Source organism: Testudinibacter sp. P27/CKL/0425, assembly GCF_052931395.1.
Map to the genome: position 1 here is coordinate 73,638 of NZ_CM128801.1, position 13,390 is coordinate 87,027.

The following is a 13,390-nucleotide window of genomic DNA, read 5'->3' on the forward strand; positions in this document are numbered from 1 at the left end:
GAAATAATACAGGAAACCAAATGAAAAAATCGATGATTATCCCGGCGCTCGATCTGATCGACGGGCACGTGGTGCGTTTGCACCAAGGGGATTATGCCAAACAGACCACCTATAGCGATGATCCGATCACCCAATTTGCCGACTATATTCGCCAAGGGGCGGAGCAATTGCATTTGGTGGATCTAACGGGGGCAAAAGATCCGGAAAAACGTCAAACTGCGTTGATCGGCAAAATTATTGAAGCTACACAAAGCCGCATTCAAGTGGGCGGTGGCATTCGCACCGAGCAAGATGTGGCGGATTTACTGGCAGTCGGGGCAAATCGTATCGTGATCGGCTCAACCGCAGTTAAACAGCCGGAGATGGTAAAAGGCTGGTTTAACAAATTCGGTGCGGAAAAATTCGTGTTGGCGTTAGATGTCAACATTGCCGCCGACGGGCAAAAACAGATTGCGATTCACGGTTGGCAGGAAAACAGCGGCATCACCCTCGAAGCATTAATTGAGGATTTCCGTGATGTCGGCTTGCAACACGTGTTATGCACCGATATTTCTCGTGATGGTACGCTGCAAGGCTCAAATGTGGCGCTGTATCGTGAAGTTTGCGCGAAATTTCCGCAAGTCGATTTTCAGTCGTCAGGCGGCATCGGCGCATTAAGCGACATTGAAGCCTTAAAAGGCAGCGGCGTGGCGGGCGTGATCGTCGGGCGCGCGTTATTGGAAGGCAAATTTAACGTAGCGGAGGCAATCACATGTTGGCAAAACGGATAATCCCTTGTTTAGATGTACGCAACGGGCAGGTGGTGAAAGGCGTACAATTCCGTAACCATGAAATCATCGGCGACATTGTGCCGCTGGCGGCTCGCTATGCCGAAGAGGGCGCAGATGAGCTGGTGTTTTATGATATTACTGCTTCATCAGACGGGCGCACGGTAGATAAAAGCTGGGTGGAGCGTGTCGCTGAAGTGATCGATATTCCGTTTTGTGTGGCAGGCGGGATTAAAACCATCGAAGATGCGGAACAAATTTTCGCTTTTGGTGCGGATAAAATTTCGATCAACTCGCCGGCATTAGCCGATCCGAGTTTAATTTCCCGTTTAGCGGCACGTTTCGGCGTGCAGGCAATTGTAGTCGGCATTGACAGCTGGTTGGAGAAAGAAACCGGTAAATATTGGGTCAATCAATACACCGGTGATGAAACACGCACTCGCCAAACGAATTGGCAATTGCTTGATTGGGTGCAGGAAGTGCAAAAGTGCGGTGCGGGCGAAATCGTGCTGAACATGATGAATCAAGACGGCGTGCGCCAAGGCTATGATTTGGTGCAGCTACAACGCGTGCGTGAAGTCTGCCATGTGCCGCTAATCGCTTCAGGCGGTGCAGGCGAAATGGTGCATTTCCGTGATGCATTCCTGAATGCCAACGTGGACGGCGCACTTGCCGCCAGCGTGTTTCACAAACAGATTATTAATATCGGTGAACTGAAAACCTATCTGGCTGCCGAAGGCGTGGAAGTTAGAAAATAAGGTTTGAACCGATACCTAAAAATACATAAATCAGATAAAAAGGGAAATCACTATGTTAAATACACAGGCGATTGATTGGCAAAAAGTCGATCACTTACTGCCCGTTATCGTGCAAAATGCCGCCAGCTGCGAAGTTTTAATGCTTGGCTATATGAACCAAGAGGCGTTAGAAAAAACCCTTGCTGAAAACCGAGTCACCTTTTTTTCACGCACCAAACAGCGGTTATGGACAAAAGGCGAAACGTCAGGCAATTTTTTAAACGTGGTGGATATGAGCTTGGATTGCGATAATGATACGTTATTGATCCTTGCAAATCCAATTGGCGAAACCTGTCACACCGGAGCGGAAAGCTGTTTTCACCAGTTTGAACAAGCCAGCCAGCCTGATTGGATTTTCTTCAGTAAATTAGAGCGCTTAATTGCTGCGCGTAAAGGCGCCGATCCGGAAAGTTCTTATACCGCTCACCTGTATTCACGCGGCACAAAACGCATTGCACAAAAAGTGGGGGAAGAAGGTGTTGAAACCGCACTTGCTGCCACGGAGCACGATCGCAATGAGGTGATCTGCGAAGCGGCGGATTTGGCGTATCATTTAACGGTGTTACTGCAAGATCAAGATCTGCAATGGGCGGATGTGATCGGCAAACTGAAAGAGCGCCACGCCAAATAAGAAATCCTACAACAGAGCAACAGGTAAAATGATTTTTTGCCTGTTGCCCTGCTGAGAGAGAACGATCGAGGTTATTTTCTGGAAAGCGGCGGTACGAAGGTGATGCCCATGTCCCAAGGTTGTTCAATCCAGGTGTTTTGTGGGATATCGACCACATATTCATTGACCAGCGGGGCGCCTGCCGGTTTGGCAAAAACGGTGACCAGATAGGCGTTCGGGTACATTTCGCGTACGGCGCGTGCGGTGTTGCCGCTGTCAACTAAATCATCAACGATGATAAAGCCTTCGCCGTCGCCGATTTGTGGGGCGTGTAATACTTTTAATTCGCCTTGTTGATCGTGATCGTAGCTGGCGATACACACGGTTTCGACATGACGAATCCCTAATTCGCGCGCTAATACCGCACTTGGGAACAGTCCGCCGCGGCTGACGGCGATAATGCCTTTCCAGCGGGAAGCCGGCAGCAAACGTTCTGCTAATTTGCGGGTGTGCATATGGAACATATCCCAGGTGACAATGTATTTTTCGCTCATAATTGAACCCTTTTCCTCTTGATATCGAAAATGTGGCGGCTTTATAACCAAGCCCGATTTAAAAAATTGCGATAGGATAACCTGAAAAGGGATTTCATGCTATTATTAATCCCAATTTTCCGCGGATTTTCACCATTATTCGCAACCGGCGGGCACGGCGCAGACCGTTGTTCCGGCGGTATTTTCAATCGGGTATTTCGACTAGAGAGGACTGATTATGCAATCGATTAAACAGCTACAACCGACGCTGCTCTGGCAGTGGTTCCAACAAATTTGTGACATTCCCCACCCCTCTTATCAAGAACAGCAACTGGCGGACCATATCGTCGATTGGGCAAAACAGCAGCAATTTTGGGTCGAACGCGATTCGGCAAGCAATATTTTGATTCGTAAACCGGCTACTGCCGGGATGGAAAATCGCCAAAAAGTGGCATTGCAGGCGCATTTAGACATGGTGCCGCAGAAAAATGACGGCACCAAACACGATTTCAGCCGCGATCCGATCAAGCCGTATATTGACGGCGAATGGGTGACGGCGCAAGGCACTACACTCGGCGCGGATAACGGCATCGGGCTGGCGTCGGCGCTGGCGGTGCTGCAAAGTGATGATTTGGCACATCCGGATTTGGAAGTGCTGCTGACCATGACCGAAGAAAGCGGCATGGTTGGGGCTAACGGTTTGCAGCCGAATTGGTTGCAGAGTGATATTTTGATCAACACCGACACTGAAGAAAACGGGCAGATCTACGTCGGCTGTGCCGGCGGGATCGACGGCGATTTGCGTTTGGATCTGGAGATTCAGGCGAATCCGCATTCGCAAGCGAAAAAACTGGTGCTTAAAGGCTTGCGCGGCGGGCATTCCGGCGTGGATATTCATACCGGACGCGGCAACGCGATTAAGTTGCTGGCGCGGGTATTGGCGCAGTTGCAACCGCACTTTGACTTTGTGTTGAGCGACATTGGAGGTGGTTCAGTGCGCAATGCGATTCCGCGCGAGGCATTCGCGGTGTTGAGCTTTGACGGCAGCGATGAACAACTGCAAAGTGCGGTCGCCGAGTTGGAGCAAGAGTTGAAAAAAGAGCTGGAAATCAGCGAACCGAATTTGATGTTGTATCTGGAAGCCGCCAAATCAGCGACGAATAGCTTGAGCGAAACGGCAACCGATCGCGCGATTGATTTGCTGAACGCATTGCCGAACGGGGTTATCCGTAACAGCGACGTGGTGCAAGGCGTGGTGGAAACCTCATTGAGCATCGGTGTGCTGGCGCTTTTGGGCTCTCAGCTACAAATCACGATTTTAACCCGTTCCTTGATTGAAAGCGGCAAACACTATGTTTGTGCAATGCTGGATTCGTTGGCGAATCTTGCCGGTGCGGAAATTGAATTCAGCCATGATTATCCGGGCTGGGAGCCGAATCCACACTCGGCGATTTTACCGATCACCCAACGGCATTACCGCGAGATCATCAATCAAGAGCCGCTGATTCAAGTGATTCATGCCGGCTTAGAGTGCGGTTTGCTGAAGAAACAATATCCGCAGGTGGATATGGTGTCGATTGGCCCGACCATTCGCAATGCGCATTCGCCGGACGAAAAAGTGCACATTCCGGCGGTGGCGATTTACTGGCGCTTGCTGACCGCACTTTTAGCGGATATTCCTGTGAAATCTTAATTTATCCTTTTTCTTTTTTTCGTTATCACTTGCCCCCTGCGGGCAAGTGGTATTTTTGTTTTTTAATCTGGTGCAATATGACAACAATAACTAAAAAGGCACGCCAATCTTGGTCGAGCCAATTAACCTATGTATTGACGGTTGCTGGGGCGACGGTCGGTTTTGGCGCAACGTGGCGCTTTCCGTATTTAGTCGGTGAAAACGGCGGCGGAGCTTATGTGATGCTGTTTTGCATCGCGATGATCGTGATCGGGATCCCGATGATTTTAGTCGAAAACGTGATCGGACGGCGAATGCAGAAAAATTCGGTCGATGCGTTTTCCGGTAGCGCCAACGGTAAGCCGATTCATCCGGCTTGGAAAATATTGGGCTACATGGGGCTGTTGGGAGCATTTGGTATTTTGGCTTATTATATGGTGCTCGGCGGCTGGGTGTTGACCTACATCGGCAGCCTGCTTTCAGGCAGTTTGGATCTCTCCGCGCCGGTGACAATTGATACCACCTCGGCATTTTTTAGCGAACACATTCAAAACAGCCCGCTGACGATTTTGCTGTATACCGCACTTTTTGTGTTGGTGAACTATGCCATTTTGGCAAAAGGCATTATGGACGGCATCGAGCGCTCGGTGAAATATCTGATGCCGATCCTGTTTATTTTCCTGTTGGTGATGATTGTGCGCAATATCACGCTTCCGGGTGCGCTGGAAGGGATTTCATTTTATTTGATCCCGGATTTTTCTAAAATCACCAAAGAGCTGTTTGTGTTTGTATTGGGACAGGTATTTTTTGCTTTGAGCCTTGGCTTCGGCGTGTTGATTACGCTCTCCAGTTATTTGGATAAAAAAGAGAATCTGGTCAAAACCGCCACCATCACCGCAGTGATTAACACCCTGATCGCACTTGCCGCCGGCTTTATGATTTTTCCGTCGCTGTTCACATTCAACGTCGCGCCGAACTCCGGCCCGACGCTGGTGTTCCAAAGTTTGCCAATCGTGTTTTCACATATGTGGGGCGGTTCGGTGTTCGCCACCATTTTCTTTAGTTTGCTGATTATTGCCGCGCTGACCACCTCGCTCACCATTTACGAAGTGCTGATCACCGTGCTGCAAGAGAAAACCCGACTCAAACGCCGCGCTTCCATTGCGCTGACGTTGGGGGCGATCTTTATTTTGGGCAACATTCCGTCAGTGCTGGGCGACAACCAGTGGCAATCGGTGCGGATTATGGGGCTCAACATTTTCGATGCGTTTGATTATATCAGTGGCAACGTGCTGTTTATCCTGACCGCACTTGGCTGCGCAATCTTTGTCGGTTTTGTATTGAAAGACGAAGCGAAAAAAGAACTGAACAGCAGCGCGCGTTTAACTGCCGTTTGGTTTAATTATGTTAAATATATTATCCCATTGATTATTTTGGTGATTTTTATTAATTCACTTTAACCGCTCTTGCTTTGACAGGCGCAACCGATTCGGGGCGCCTATTTTGCTTTCTGCACAAACCAAGCGATTTTTAACCGCACTTTGTGGTAAAGTAGACAGAATTTCAACCGACAAGATAAATACGATGAGCCAACAACACAACTCCCCCGATATCGCCACAGAAGAGCCGCAAACCACGCATTTCGGCTTTCAAACCGTTGCCAAAGCGGACAAACAAAAAATGGTTGCCAACGTCTTTCACTCGGTGGCGGGCAAATACGATTTGATGAACGATTTGTTGTCGTTCGGTGTGCACCGAGTTTGGAAGCGGTTCACCATTGATTGCAGCGGCGTGCGCAAAGGGCAAAAAGTATTGGATCTGGCGGGCGGCACCGGCGATTTCAGCGCTAAATTTTCGCGTTTGGTCGGCGCCGACGGACAGGTGGTGTTAGCGGATATTAACGATTCGATGTTGCAGGTCGGGCGTGAAAAATTGCGTAACTTAGGTGTGGTCGGCAATATCGAATATGTGCAGGCGAATGCCGAAGCGCTGCCGTTTGCCGACAATACCTTCGACTGTATTATTATCAGTTTCGGCTTACGCAATGTCACCGACAAAGAAAAAGCGCTGCGTTCGATGTATCGGGTGTTGAAGCCGGGCGGGCGCTTGCTGGTGTTGGAATTTTCCAAACCGATTTTGGATCCGTTAAGCAAATTATACAACTTTTACTCGTTCAATATTTTGCCGAAAGTCGGCGAAGTGGTGGTCAACGACAGCGAAAGCTACCGCTATTTGGCAGAATCGATCCGAATGCACCCGGATCAGCAGACACTAAAACAGATGATGAGCGATGCCGGATTGGAAAGTGTCGATTACTACAACCTCAGTGCCGGGATCGTGGCGCTGCACCGCGGCTATAAATTTTAGGATACGCTATGCTGCCGAATTGGGAACAACTCAAAACGCAATTGATGCTGCCACAGTTGGCTTCGGCGGCAATCGAAACCGCACTTGCACAACTGTTGCGGCGCAGTGAAAATCACCAACCGCACTTGCGTAAATTAAACGGCAAAACGTTGGCGCTGCAATTACAACAGCCGGAAATGAACTGCTATTTTGTGTTTTCCGCCGGGCAGATCGACGTGTTGCACCAGTATGAAGGCGAAGCGGATTGCACAGTGCAAACGTCGGCGAAAACACTGATAAATCGCCCGAAAAAAGCCGAATTGACACAATATTTAAATGATCAATCGATTGTGCTACACGGTGATTTACAAGTATTGCAGGATTTTCTCGGCTTGATCGATGCTTTAGAAAAAGATCCTGCCGAACTGCTGTCGCCTTATTTGGGCGATGTGGTTGCCTATAACGCCACGCGGGCAGTGCGACAAGGGCTGGCATTTTTCTGCCAACAGCAGCAAACCGCACAACAGCACTGGGGCGAGCGGCTCACCGAGGAGTGGCAACTCGCGGCGCCGAAACTGGCTATTGCCGATTTTCAACAACAGCTAACCGAACTAACCCAACAGCACGAGCGCGTTGAACAGAAATTGCAACGCTTGTCGGCGAAGCTGAAACCAAATAAGCAGGAACCGCACCGTGATTAAATCCGCATTCCGTTTTTACCAGATTATCCGTGTGATTTTGCAATACGGCTTGGATGACGCCTTGCCGAAAAATGCCTTTACCCGCCCGATTCGCTGCGGACGAAAACTGCTGTTTTGGCTGCGCAATCAACACCAAGACAAATTTTTCGGTCTTCGATTACGTTTAGCCCTACAAGAGTTAGGGCCGGTGTGGATTAAGCTGGGGCAAATGTTGTCGACCCGCCGCGATCTGTTTCCGGGTTCGATTGCCGATGAGCTGGCACTGCTGCAAGATCAGGTCGAACCGTTTTCCGGCAAATTGGCGCGCGAACAGATCGAAACCGCACTTGGCGGCAAGTTGGAAACCTGGTTTAGCGATTTTAACGAAACCGCGTTGGCATCGGCGTCCATCGCTCAGGTACACACCGCGCGTTTCAACCAAACCAGCCCTCTCGCCGTGCGCGAAGTGGTGTTAAAGGTTATTCGTCCGAATATTGAAAAAGCGATCAAAGCCGACATCAGTTTAATGTACCGCTTGGCAAGCTGGATTCCGCGCCTTTCCAGCGAAGGGCGTCGTTTGCGTCCGGTAGAGGTGGTGCGCGAGTATGAAAAAACCATTTTAGACGAACTGGATCTGCGGCGTGAAATGGCAAACGCGATTCAACTGCGACGCAATTTTGAGAACAGTCCGCTGCTGTATGTGCCTGAAATGTACAGTGATTTCTGCTATAAAAACGTGATTGTGATGGAGCGAATCTACGGCATTCAAGTTTCCGATATTCGCGCGTTGGAAGCCAACGGCACTAACATGAAACTGCTGGCGGAGCGTGGGGTGCAGGTGTTTTTCACCCAAGTGTTCCGCGACAGCTTTTTCCATGCTGATATGCACCCGGGCAATATTTTTGTCAATCCGGCGCATCCGGAAGATCCGCAATATATCGGAATTGACTGCGGCATTGTCGGCTCGCTTAATCGCGAAGACAAGCGCTATCTAGCGGAAAATTTCCTTGCCTTTTTCAACCGTGATTATCAGCGGGTGGCACAGCTGCACGTCGATTCCGGCTGGGTACCGGAAGACACCAACGTGCAGGAATTTGAACAGGCGATCCGTACGGTGTGCGATCCGATTTTTGCCAAGCCGTTGAGCGAAATTTCATTTGGTCATGTGCTGTTGAATTTGTTCAACACCGCACGCCGTTTTAATATGGAAGTGCAACCGCAGCTGGTGTTACTGCAAAAAACGCTATTGTACATTGAGGGATTGGGACGACAAATTTATCCGCAATTGGACTTATGGCAAACTGCCAAACCATTTTTACAGGATTGGCTGAATGATCAGGTCGGTTTTAAATCGGTGTATCGCGGGATTAAAGAGCGGTTGCCGTATTTTCGCGAACACTTTGCCGAAATGCCGGAAACCTTGTATCATGCGCTGCTGCAACAAAAAGAAATCGGCAAACAACTTGGCGAATTAAACCGCACTTTATCTAAAAATCAACGCCGTCAGCGACGCCGTTGGTACTGCGGCGTGATCGGGAGTGTGATATTTATCACAACACTTTTACAATTTGAGCATTTACCGCTATTTTTTAGTTCGTGCCTGTTGCTAAGTGCGGTTATAATCTGGCTTTATGGTTTAGTCGAAACGGCTTAAACAAAACAGATTCAGATCAATCTGACCACACTTGTCGATTGACCGAAAACTATCAATGGTTTAAAGTTTTCACCCAAGACAACAATTCATTTAAACAATCGGAATTTCACCGTTTTTTCGGCTGTTTTCCACATAACGAGGTAATATTATGGGTATCAGTGTTTGGCAGCTTGCCATTATCGTGTTAATCGTCGTTCTTTTATTCGGAACCAAAAAATTGAAAAATCTGGGTTCTGATCTGGGCGAATCAGTGAAAGGCTTCAAAAAAGCGATTAAAGATGATGACAGCAAAGATAAAGACGCCGAATTTCAACAATCTTTAGAAAACAGCGCCGAAAAAACAGCTGAAAAACAAACTGCCAAAGACAAAGAGCAGGCATAACCCGTGTTTGATATCGGCTTTTCCGAACTGGTTTTAATTTTTATTGTGGGCTTGGTAGTGCTAGGTCCGCAACGCTTGCCAGTGGCAATTCGAACGGTTGTCGGTTGGATTCGGACGATTCGTGGGATTGCTAACAATGTGCAAAATGAATTAAGCCAAGAGCTGAAATTACATGAACTGCAAGAGAGCATTAAAAAAGCGGAAAAACTGAATTTAAGCGAATTGTCTCCGGAGTTGGCAAAAAACATTCAAGATTTGAAAGTCTCGGCGCAAAAAATGCAGCAGGACGTGCAGGAGCAGCAAAGCAGCCTGAACAAAGAACTGCAAGACGGCGTGAAGCGCATCGAAGACAGCCTAAGTGCCGATGAGATTGCCACGCTGGTCGAAGAGGGCGACATTCAGTCGGATCCGCAACACGCCGAAAATGCTGCGCTACTCAGCAACCAATCTAAAACAAGTGCCGAAACATCGGCACAACCCGACAAAGCGTCTGCTTAGTCAGGCGCTGAGGATAATGTAGCATGTCGTCAGTTGAAGATTCACAACCGCTAATCAGTCATTTAATCGAACTGCGTAACCGCCTGTTAAAAGCGATCGTCTGCATTTTAATCGTATTTTGCGGCTTGGTTTTTTTTGCCAATGATATTTATCGGATCATCGCACTACCATTGATTGAGCAGTTGCCGCAAGGCGCCAGCATGATTTCCACCGGAGTGGTCGCGCCATTTTTTACGCCGCTGAAATTAACCGGTGTGGTGGCGATTTTTATTTCCGTGCCTTATTTGCTGTATCAAGTTTGGGCGTTTGTCGCGCCTGCGCTATATAAACATGAAAAACGCTTGGTTTATCCGTTGCTGGTTTCCAGCACGTTATTGTTTTATATCGGCGTGGCGTTCGCTTACTATGTAGTGTTTCCGTTAGTGTTCGGTTTCTTGACCAAAACTGCACCGGAAGGGGTGCAGATTGCCACCGATATCAGCAGCTACTTAGATTTCGTGCTGACGATCTTTTTAGCCTTTGGGATCTGTTTTGAAGTACCGATTGCGATTATTTTGCTGTGCTGGAGCGGGGTTACCACCGCTGACGATCTACGCAAAAAACGCCCGTATATTGTGGTGGCTGCATTCGTGGTCGGCATGTTCTTAACTCCGCCGGACGTGTTCTCACAAACGTTGTTGGCGATTCCGATGTGGTTGCTGTTTGAAGTCGGGCTGGTTTTCTCGCGTTTTTATAAACCGAGAGATGAAGAAGCAGCAGCAGCGGATTAACCGCACTTTGTATTGAGATAAATCCAAGACGCCGCCGTGCGTCTTGTTGCGTTTAAGAAAAGGATAATATGTATGACTCAACAAATTTACTCCCGCTTTCCGGCTACTCGGATGCGCCGCCTGCGTCGCCACGATTTCAGCCGCCGTTTGGTCGCTGAAAACAAATTAACAGCCGATGATCTGATCTATCCGGTTTTTATTATGGAGGGTGAAAATTATCGCGAAGCCGTGCCGTCAATGCCGGGCGTTGAACGGTTAACCTTGGATCAATTGCTGATTGAAGCCGGCTTATTGGTGAAATACGGCGTGCCGGTGATTTCACTGTTTCCGGTGATTGAGCAGGATAAAAAATCGCTGTTGGCGGAAGAAGCGTATAACCCGGACGGCTTAGTACAAAGAGCGGTTAAGGCGTTAAAACAGGCTTATCCTGATTTAGGCGTACTTACCGATATCGCGCTTGACCCTTACACCACCCACGGACAAGACGGGATTATCGACGATCAAGCCTATGTGCTGAACGATACCACCACCGAGATTTTGGTGAAACAAGCACTGTCGCACGCAACGGCTGGTGCGGACATTGTCGCGCCGAGCGACATGATGGACGGACGAATCGGCGCAATCCGTACCGCACTTGAGCAGCACGGCTATGTGAATACCCAAATCATGGCGTATTCCGCCAAATATGCCTCCGGTTTTTATGGGCCGTTCCGCGATGCGGTCGGCTCTAGCGGCAATTTGAAAGGCGGCAATAAAAAGACTTATCAGCTGGATCCCGCTAACGGCAACGAAGGGCTACAAGAAGTGGCGCTGGATTTGCAAGAGGGCGCGGATATGGTGATGGTGAAACCGGGAATGCCGTATCTGGATTTGGTATATCGCGTGAAACAACAATTCGGCGTGCCGACTTTTGCTTATCAGGTGTCCGGCGAATATGCGATGCTACAGGCGGCGATTCAAAACGGTTGGTTAAACGAAAAGGCGGCGATTATGGAAGCCTTGTTGTGCTTTAAACGCGCCGGTGCCGACGGGATTTTAACCTACTACGCCAAACAAGTGGCGCAGTGGTTATATGAAGAGCGCCGAGCTTAAGCAGATGGCGGGCAAGTGCGGTTTTCGTTAAGTTCGCGGATCACGCGACAAGGCACGCCACCTGCTAATACGTTGCTTGGAATATCTTGCGTGACCACACTGCCGGCGGCAATCACCGAATTGCTGCCGATTGTCACGCCGGGCATCACTTTCACCCCGCCGCCAAACCAAACGTTATCGCCGACTGTAATCGGATAGGCGTATTCCAATCCCTGATTGCGTCGTTCCACGTCTAACGGATGCCCGGCGGTATAAAAGCCGCAATCGGGCGCGATAAACACATTCTCGCCAAATATCACTTTTGCGCCGTCTAAAATCACCAGATTATGATTGGCATAAAAATTATCACCGATCTCGATGTTGTAGCCGTAATCACACCAAAACGGTGCGGTGATAGTGAATGTGTTGCCGGTTTTGCCAAAAAGCTGACGGATTAGCGCCTGTTGCTGCGCCTCAGCGGACGGACGCAATTGATTATAATCATAACACCGCTCTTTACAGTGTTTCCGCTCCTCGATTAAATCGGGATCATGATTGGCGTCGTAAATTAGCCCCGCCAGCATTTTTTGCTTTTCACTCATCATAAAGTGCGGTTCCGTTATGCGCTTTGCAGATGCGGCATCAACAGCTGCAAATAATGGCGGTAACCTTCAATGGTTAAATGCAGCCCCTCGCGGGTGTATTCTAGCTTCAACTCTTGCTCGGCATTTAAAAAGTGGCTATGCAGATCTAAATATGCCACATTCGCTTGTTTGGCAACGGCTTGTAAGTGTTGATTTAATGCGCGAATCCGTTGATTGTCGCTCAAGCTCATCATCACCTGATCGATTTTAGCCGCATCGGATTTGTTTACCGGCAGTACCGACAGCAGGTGCACTTGGCAATCCGGCAAATTTTGCTGCAGCAATGCTAAAATTTGAGCCACTCGTTCGCTCACTTGTTGCGGGGTATCTTGGGGGTATTTCGCCAAATCGTTTACGCCGATCAGCAAAAACAGTTTTGTCGGCTGCAGCGGGTAAATATGCTGTGGTAAACGGCTTAATACGTCGTAGGTGTCGTTACCGCTGATCCCGCGATTATAAATGCCGATTTCCGGCAGCATTTCATTAATCGGGAACTCCTCGGTGATCGAGTCACCCAGCAGTACGATTTGATGTGGCTTGGTCAAGGCGTTCAACTGATTATAGCGCGCAGTCATCCTCTCTCTCCGCTGTGCACTGAAATTCACTAAAAATGCTTCGGCGTTCACTTGTTGCCCGGGTGCGACAAATTGCAAAATCTCTTTTAATGCCATGCTGTTATTCTAAGTCAAATTTGACGGATAGCGAAATGCTACTGCAGATAAGGCGGAAATACAATGTGATACGGTTAAAGATAAGTTTAAAATAGACAAGAAAAGGTAAAAATTTGGTGGAGATAGACGGGATCGAACCGACGACCTCTTGCATGCCATGCAAGCGCTCTCCCAACTGAGCTATATCCCCATAAGAATGGTATTTGATGACCGCTTGATGAGCTGTCATGAAAGTGCGGCTATATTAATAACCGCACTGCAATCTGTCAATCTGATTTCAGCCATTCTGTGTTTG

15 protein-coding genes and 1 tRNA gene are annotated in these 13,390 nt (G+C 48.7%); 12 read left to right on the plus strand and 4 right to left on the minus strand.

Annotation, left to right across the window (positions count from 1 at the left end):
• The first annotated feature begins 20 nt into the window (after nt 1–20).
• Genes hisA through hisIE form a run of 3 tightly spaced genes read left to right on the plus strand, consistent with a single transcriptional unit; the run spans nt 21 to nt 2,195 of the window.
• Nucleotides 21–770 carry a 1-(5-phosphoribosyl)-5-[(5-phosphoribosylamino)methylideneamino]imidazole-4-carboxamide isomerase gene (gene hisA / locus ACUHGC_RS00370; RefSeq protein WP_446833740.1) on the plus strand — a complete coding sequence of 250 codons (750 nt, stop codon included), beginning with the start codon at nt 21–23 and terminating at the stop codon, nt 768–770.
• Nucleotides 752–1,525 carry an imidazole glycerol phosphate synthase subunit HisF gene (gene hisF / locus ACUHGC_RS00375; protein WP_446833741.1) on the plus strand — a complete coding sequence of 258 codons (774 nt, stop codon included), beginning with the start codon at nt 752–754 and terminating at the stop codon, nt 1,523–1,525. Before hisA ends, hisF begins: the two co-directional genes overlap by 19 nt.
• Before the next feature lie 52 nt (nt 1,526–1,577).
• Nucleotides 1,578–2,195, plus strand: a complete 618-nt coding sequence (gene hisIE, locus ACUHGC_RS00380; protein ID WP_446833742.1) for a bifunctional phosphoribosyl-AMP cyclohydrolase/phosphoribosyl-ATP diphosphatase HisIE — start codon at nt 1,578–1,580, stop codon at nt 2,193–2,195.
• 71 nt (nt 2,196–2,266) lie between these two features.
• On the opposite strand, the gene gpt is transcribed toward hisIE, so the two are convergent.
• The gene (gpt, locus tag ACUHGC_RS00385) at nt 2,267–2,728 is read right to left on the minus strand and encodes a xanthine phosphoribosyltransferase (RefSeq protein ID WP_446833743.1); all 462 of its coding nucleotides are present in this window, start codon (nt 2,726–2,728) and stop codon (nt 2,267–2,269) included.
• Nucleotides 2,729–2,945: 217 nt separating this feature from the next.
• Here gpt and ACUHGC_RS00390 point away from each other — a divergent pair, with 217 nt between their 5' ends.
• From ACUHGC_RS00390 to hemB, 9 genes are all read left to right on the plus strand, one after another.
• The gene (locus ACUHGC_RS00390) at nt 2,946–4,400 is read left to right on the plus strand and encodes an aminoacyl-histidine dipeptidase (protein WP_446833744.1); all 1,455 of its coding nucleotides are present in this window, start codon (nt 2,946–2,948) and stop codon (nt 4,398–4,400) included.
• Nucleotides 4,401–4,477: 77 nt separating this feature from the next.
• Entirely contained in the window at nt 4,478–5,839 is a 1,362-nt protein-coding gene (locus ACUHGC_RS00395) for a sodium-dependent transporter (RefSeq protein WP_446833745.1), read from the plus strand.
• Nucleotides 5,840–5,963: 124 nt separating this feature from the next.
• Nucleotides 5,964–6,746 (plus strand): bifunctional demethylmenaquinone methyltransferase/2-methoxy-6-polyprenyl-1,4-benzoquinol methylase UbiE, encoded by a 783-nt coding sequence (ubiE, locus tag ACUHGC_RS00400; RefSeq protein ID WP_446833746.1) that lies wholly within the window; start codon nt 5,964–5,966, stop codon nt 6,744–6,746.
• An 8-nt stretch (nt 6,747–6,754) separates the two neighbouring features.
• Entirely contained in the window at nt 6,755–7,426 is a 672-nt protein-coding gene (locus ACUHGC_RS00405) for a ubiquinone biosynthesis accessory factor UbiJ (protein ID WP_446833747.1), read from the plus strand.
• Nucleotides 7,419–9,059 (plus strand): ubiquinone biosynthesis regulatory protein kinase UbiB, encoded by a 1,641-nt coding sequence (ubiB, locus tag ACUHGC_RS00410; RefSeq protein WP_446833748.1) that lies wholly within the window; start codon nt 7,419–7,421, stop codon nt 9,057–9,059. The genes ACUHGC_RS00405 and ubiB overlap by 8 nt, the downstream gene beginning before the upstream one ends.
• 145 nt (nt 9,060–9,204) lie before the next feature.
• Complete coding sequence (gene tatA / locus ACUHGC_RS00415; protein ID WP_446834805.1) at nt 9,205–9,441, plus strand: twin-arginine translocase TatA/TatE family subunit; 237 nt, start codon at nt 9,205–9,207, stop codon at nt 9,439–9,441.
• 3 nt (nt 9,442–9,444) lie between these two features.
• Complete coding sequence (gene tatB, locus ACUHGC_RS00420) at nt 9,445–9,939, plus strand: Sec-independent protein translocase protein TatB (RefSeq protein ID WP_446833749.1); 495 nt, start codon at nt 9,445–9,447, stop codon at nt 9,937–9,939.
• A 23-nt stretch (nt 9,940–9,962) separates the two neighbouring features.
• Nucleotides 9,963–10,709, plus strand: a complete 747-nt coding sequence (gene tatC / locus ACUHGC_RS00425; protein WP_446833750.1) for a twin-arginine translocase subunit TatC — start codon at nt 9,963–9,965, stop codon at nt 10,707–10,709.
• A gap of 72 nt (nt 10,710–10,781) precedes the next feature.
• A complete protein-coding gene (gene hemB, locus ACUHGC_RS00430) occupies nt 10,782–11,801 on the plus strand; it encodes a porphobilinogen synthase (RefSeq protein ID WP_446833751.1) in 1,020 nt (339 codons plus the stop codon).
• Here hemB and ACUHGC_RS00435 read toward each other — a convergent pair.
• The 3 genes from ACUHGC_RS00435 to ACUHGC_RS00445 all read right to left on the minus strand — a co-directional run bounded on the left by ACUHGC_RS00435 (nt 11,798) and on the right by ACUHGC_RS00445 (nt 13,285).
• The gene (locus tag ACUHGC_RS00435) at nt 11,798–12,385 is read right to left on the minus strand and encodes a sugar O-acetyltransferase (RefSeq protein WP_446833752.1); all 588 of its coding nucleotides are present in this window, start codon (nt 12,383–12,385) and stop codon (nt 11,798–11,800) included. The genes hemB and ACUHGC_RS00435 overlap by 4 nt on opposite strands.
• Nucleotides 12,386–12,399: 14 nt before the next feature.
• A complete protein-coding gene (locus tag ACUHGC_RS00440) occupies nt 12,400–13,095 on the minus strand; it encodes a GDSL-type esterase/lipase family protein (RefSeq protein ID WP_446833753.1) in 696 nt (231 codons plus the stop codon).
• Nucleotides 13,096–13,209: 114 nt separating this feature from the next.
• Nucleotides 13,210–13,285 (minus strand) — tRNA-Ala (locus tag ACUHGC_RS00445).
• Nucleotides 13,286–13,390 lie beyond the last annotated feature (105 nt).

Bases quoted from the DNA above. Each gene is read 5' to 3' on its own strand.
- hisA (WP_446833740.1), top strand. From the start codon at position 21: ATGAAAAAATCGATGATTATCCCGGCGCTCGATCTGATCGACGGGCAC.
- hisF (WP_446833741.1), top strand. From the start codon at position 752: ATGTTGGCAAAACGGATAATCCCTTGTTTAGATGTACGCAACGGGCAG.
- hisIE (WP_446833742.1), top strand. From the start codon at position 1,578: ATGTTAAATACACAGGCGATTGATTGGCAAAAAGTCGATCACTTACTG.
- gpt (WP_446833743.1), bottom strand. From the start codon at position 2,728: ATGAGCGAAAAATACATTGTCACCTGGGATATGTTCCATATGCACACC.
- ACUHGC_RS00390 (WP_446833744.1), top strand. From the start codon at position 2,946: ATGCAATCGATTAAACAGCTACAACCGACGCTGCTCTGGCAGTGGTTC.
- ACUHGC_RS00395 (WP_446833745.1), top strand. From the start codon at position 4,478: ATGACAACAATAACTAAAAAGGCACGCCAATCTTGGTCGAGCCAATTA.
- ubiE (WP_446833746.1), top strand. From the start codon at position 5,964: ATGAGCCAACAACACAACTCCCCCGATATCGCCACAGAAGAGCCGCAA.
- ACUHGC_RS00405 (WP_446833747.1), top strand. From the start codon at position 6,755: ATGCTGCCGAATTGGGAACAACTCAAAACGCAATTGATGCTGCCACAG.
- tatC (WP_446833750.1), top strand. From the start codon at position 9,963: ATGTCGTCAGTTGAAGATTCACAACCGCTAATCAGTCATTTAATCGAA.
- hemB (WP_446833751.1), top strand. From the start codon at position 10,782: ATGACTCAACAAATTTACTCCCGCTTTCCGGCTACTCGGATGCGCCGC.
- ACUHGC_RS00435 (WP_446833752.1), bottom strand. From the start codon at position 12,385: ATGATGAGTGAAAAGCAAAAAATGCTGGCGGGGCTAATTTACGACGCC.
- ACUHGC_RS00440 (WP_446833753.1), bottom strand. From the start codon at position 13,095: ATGGCATTAAAAGAGATTTTGCAATTTGTCGCACCCGGGCAACAAGTG.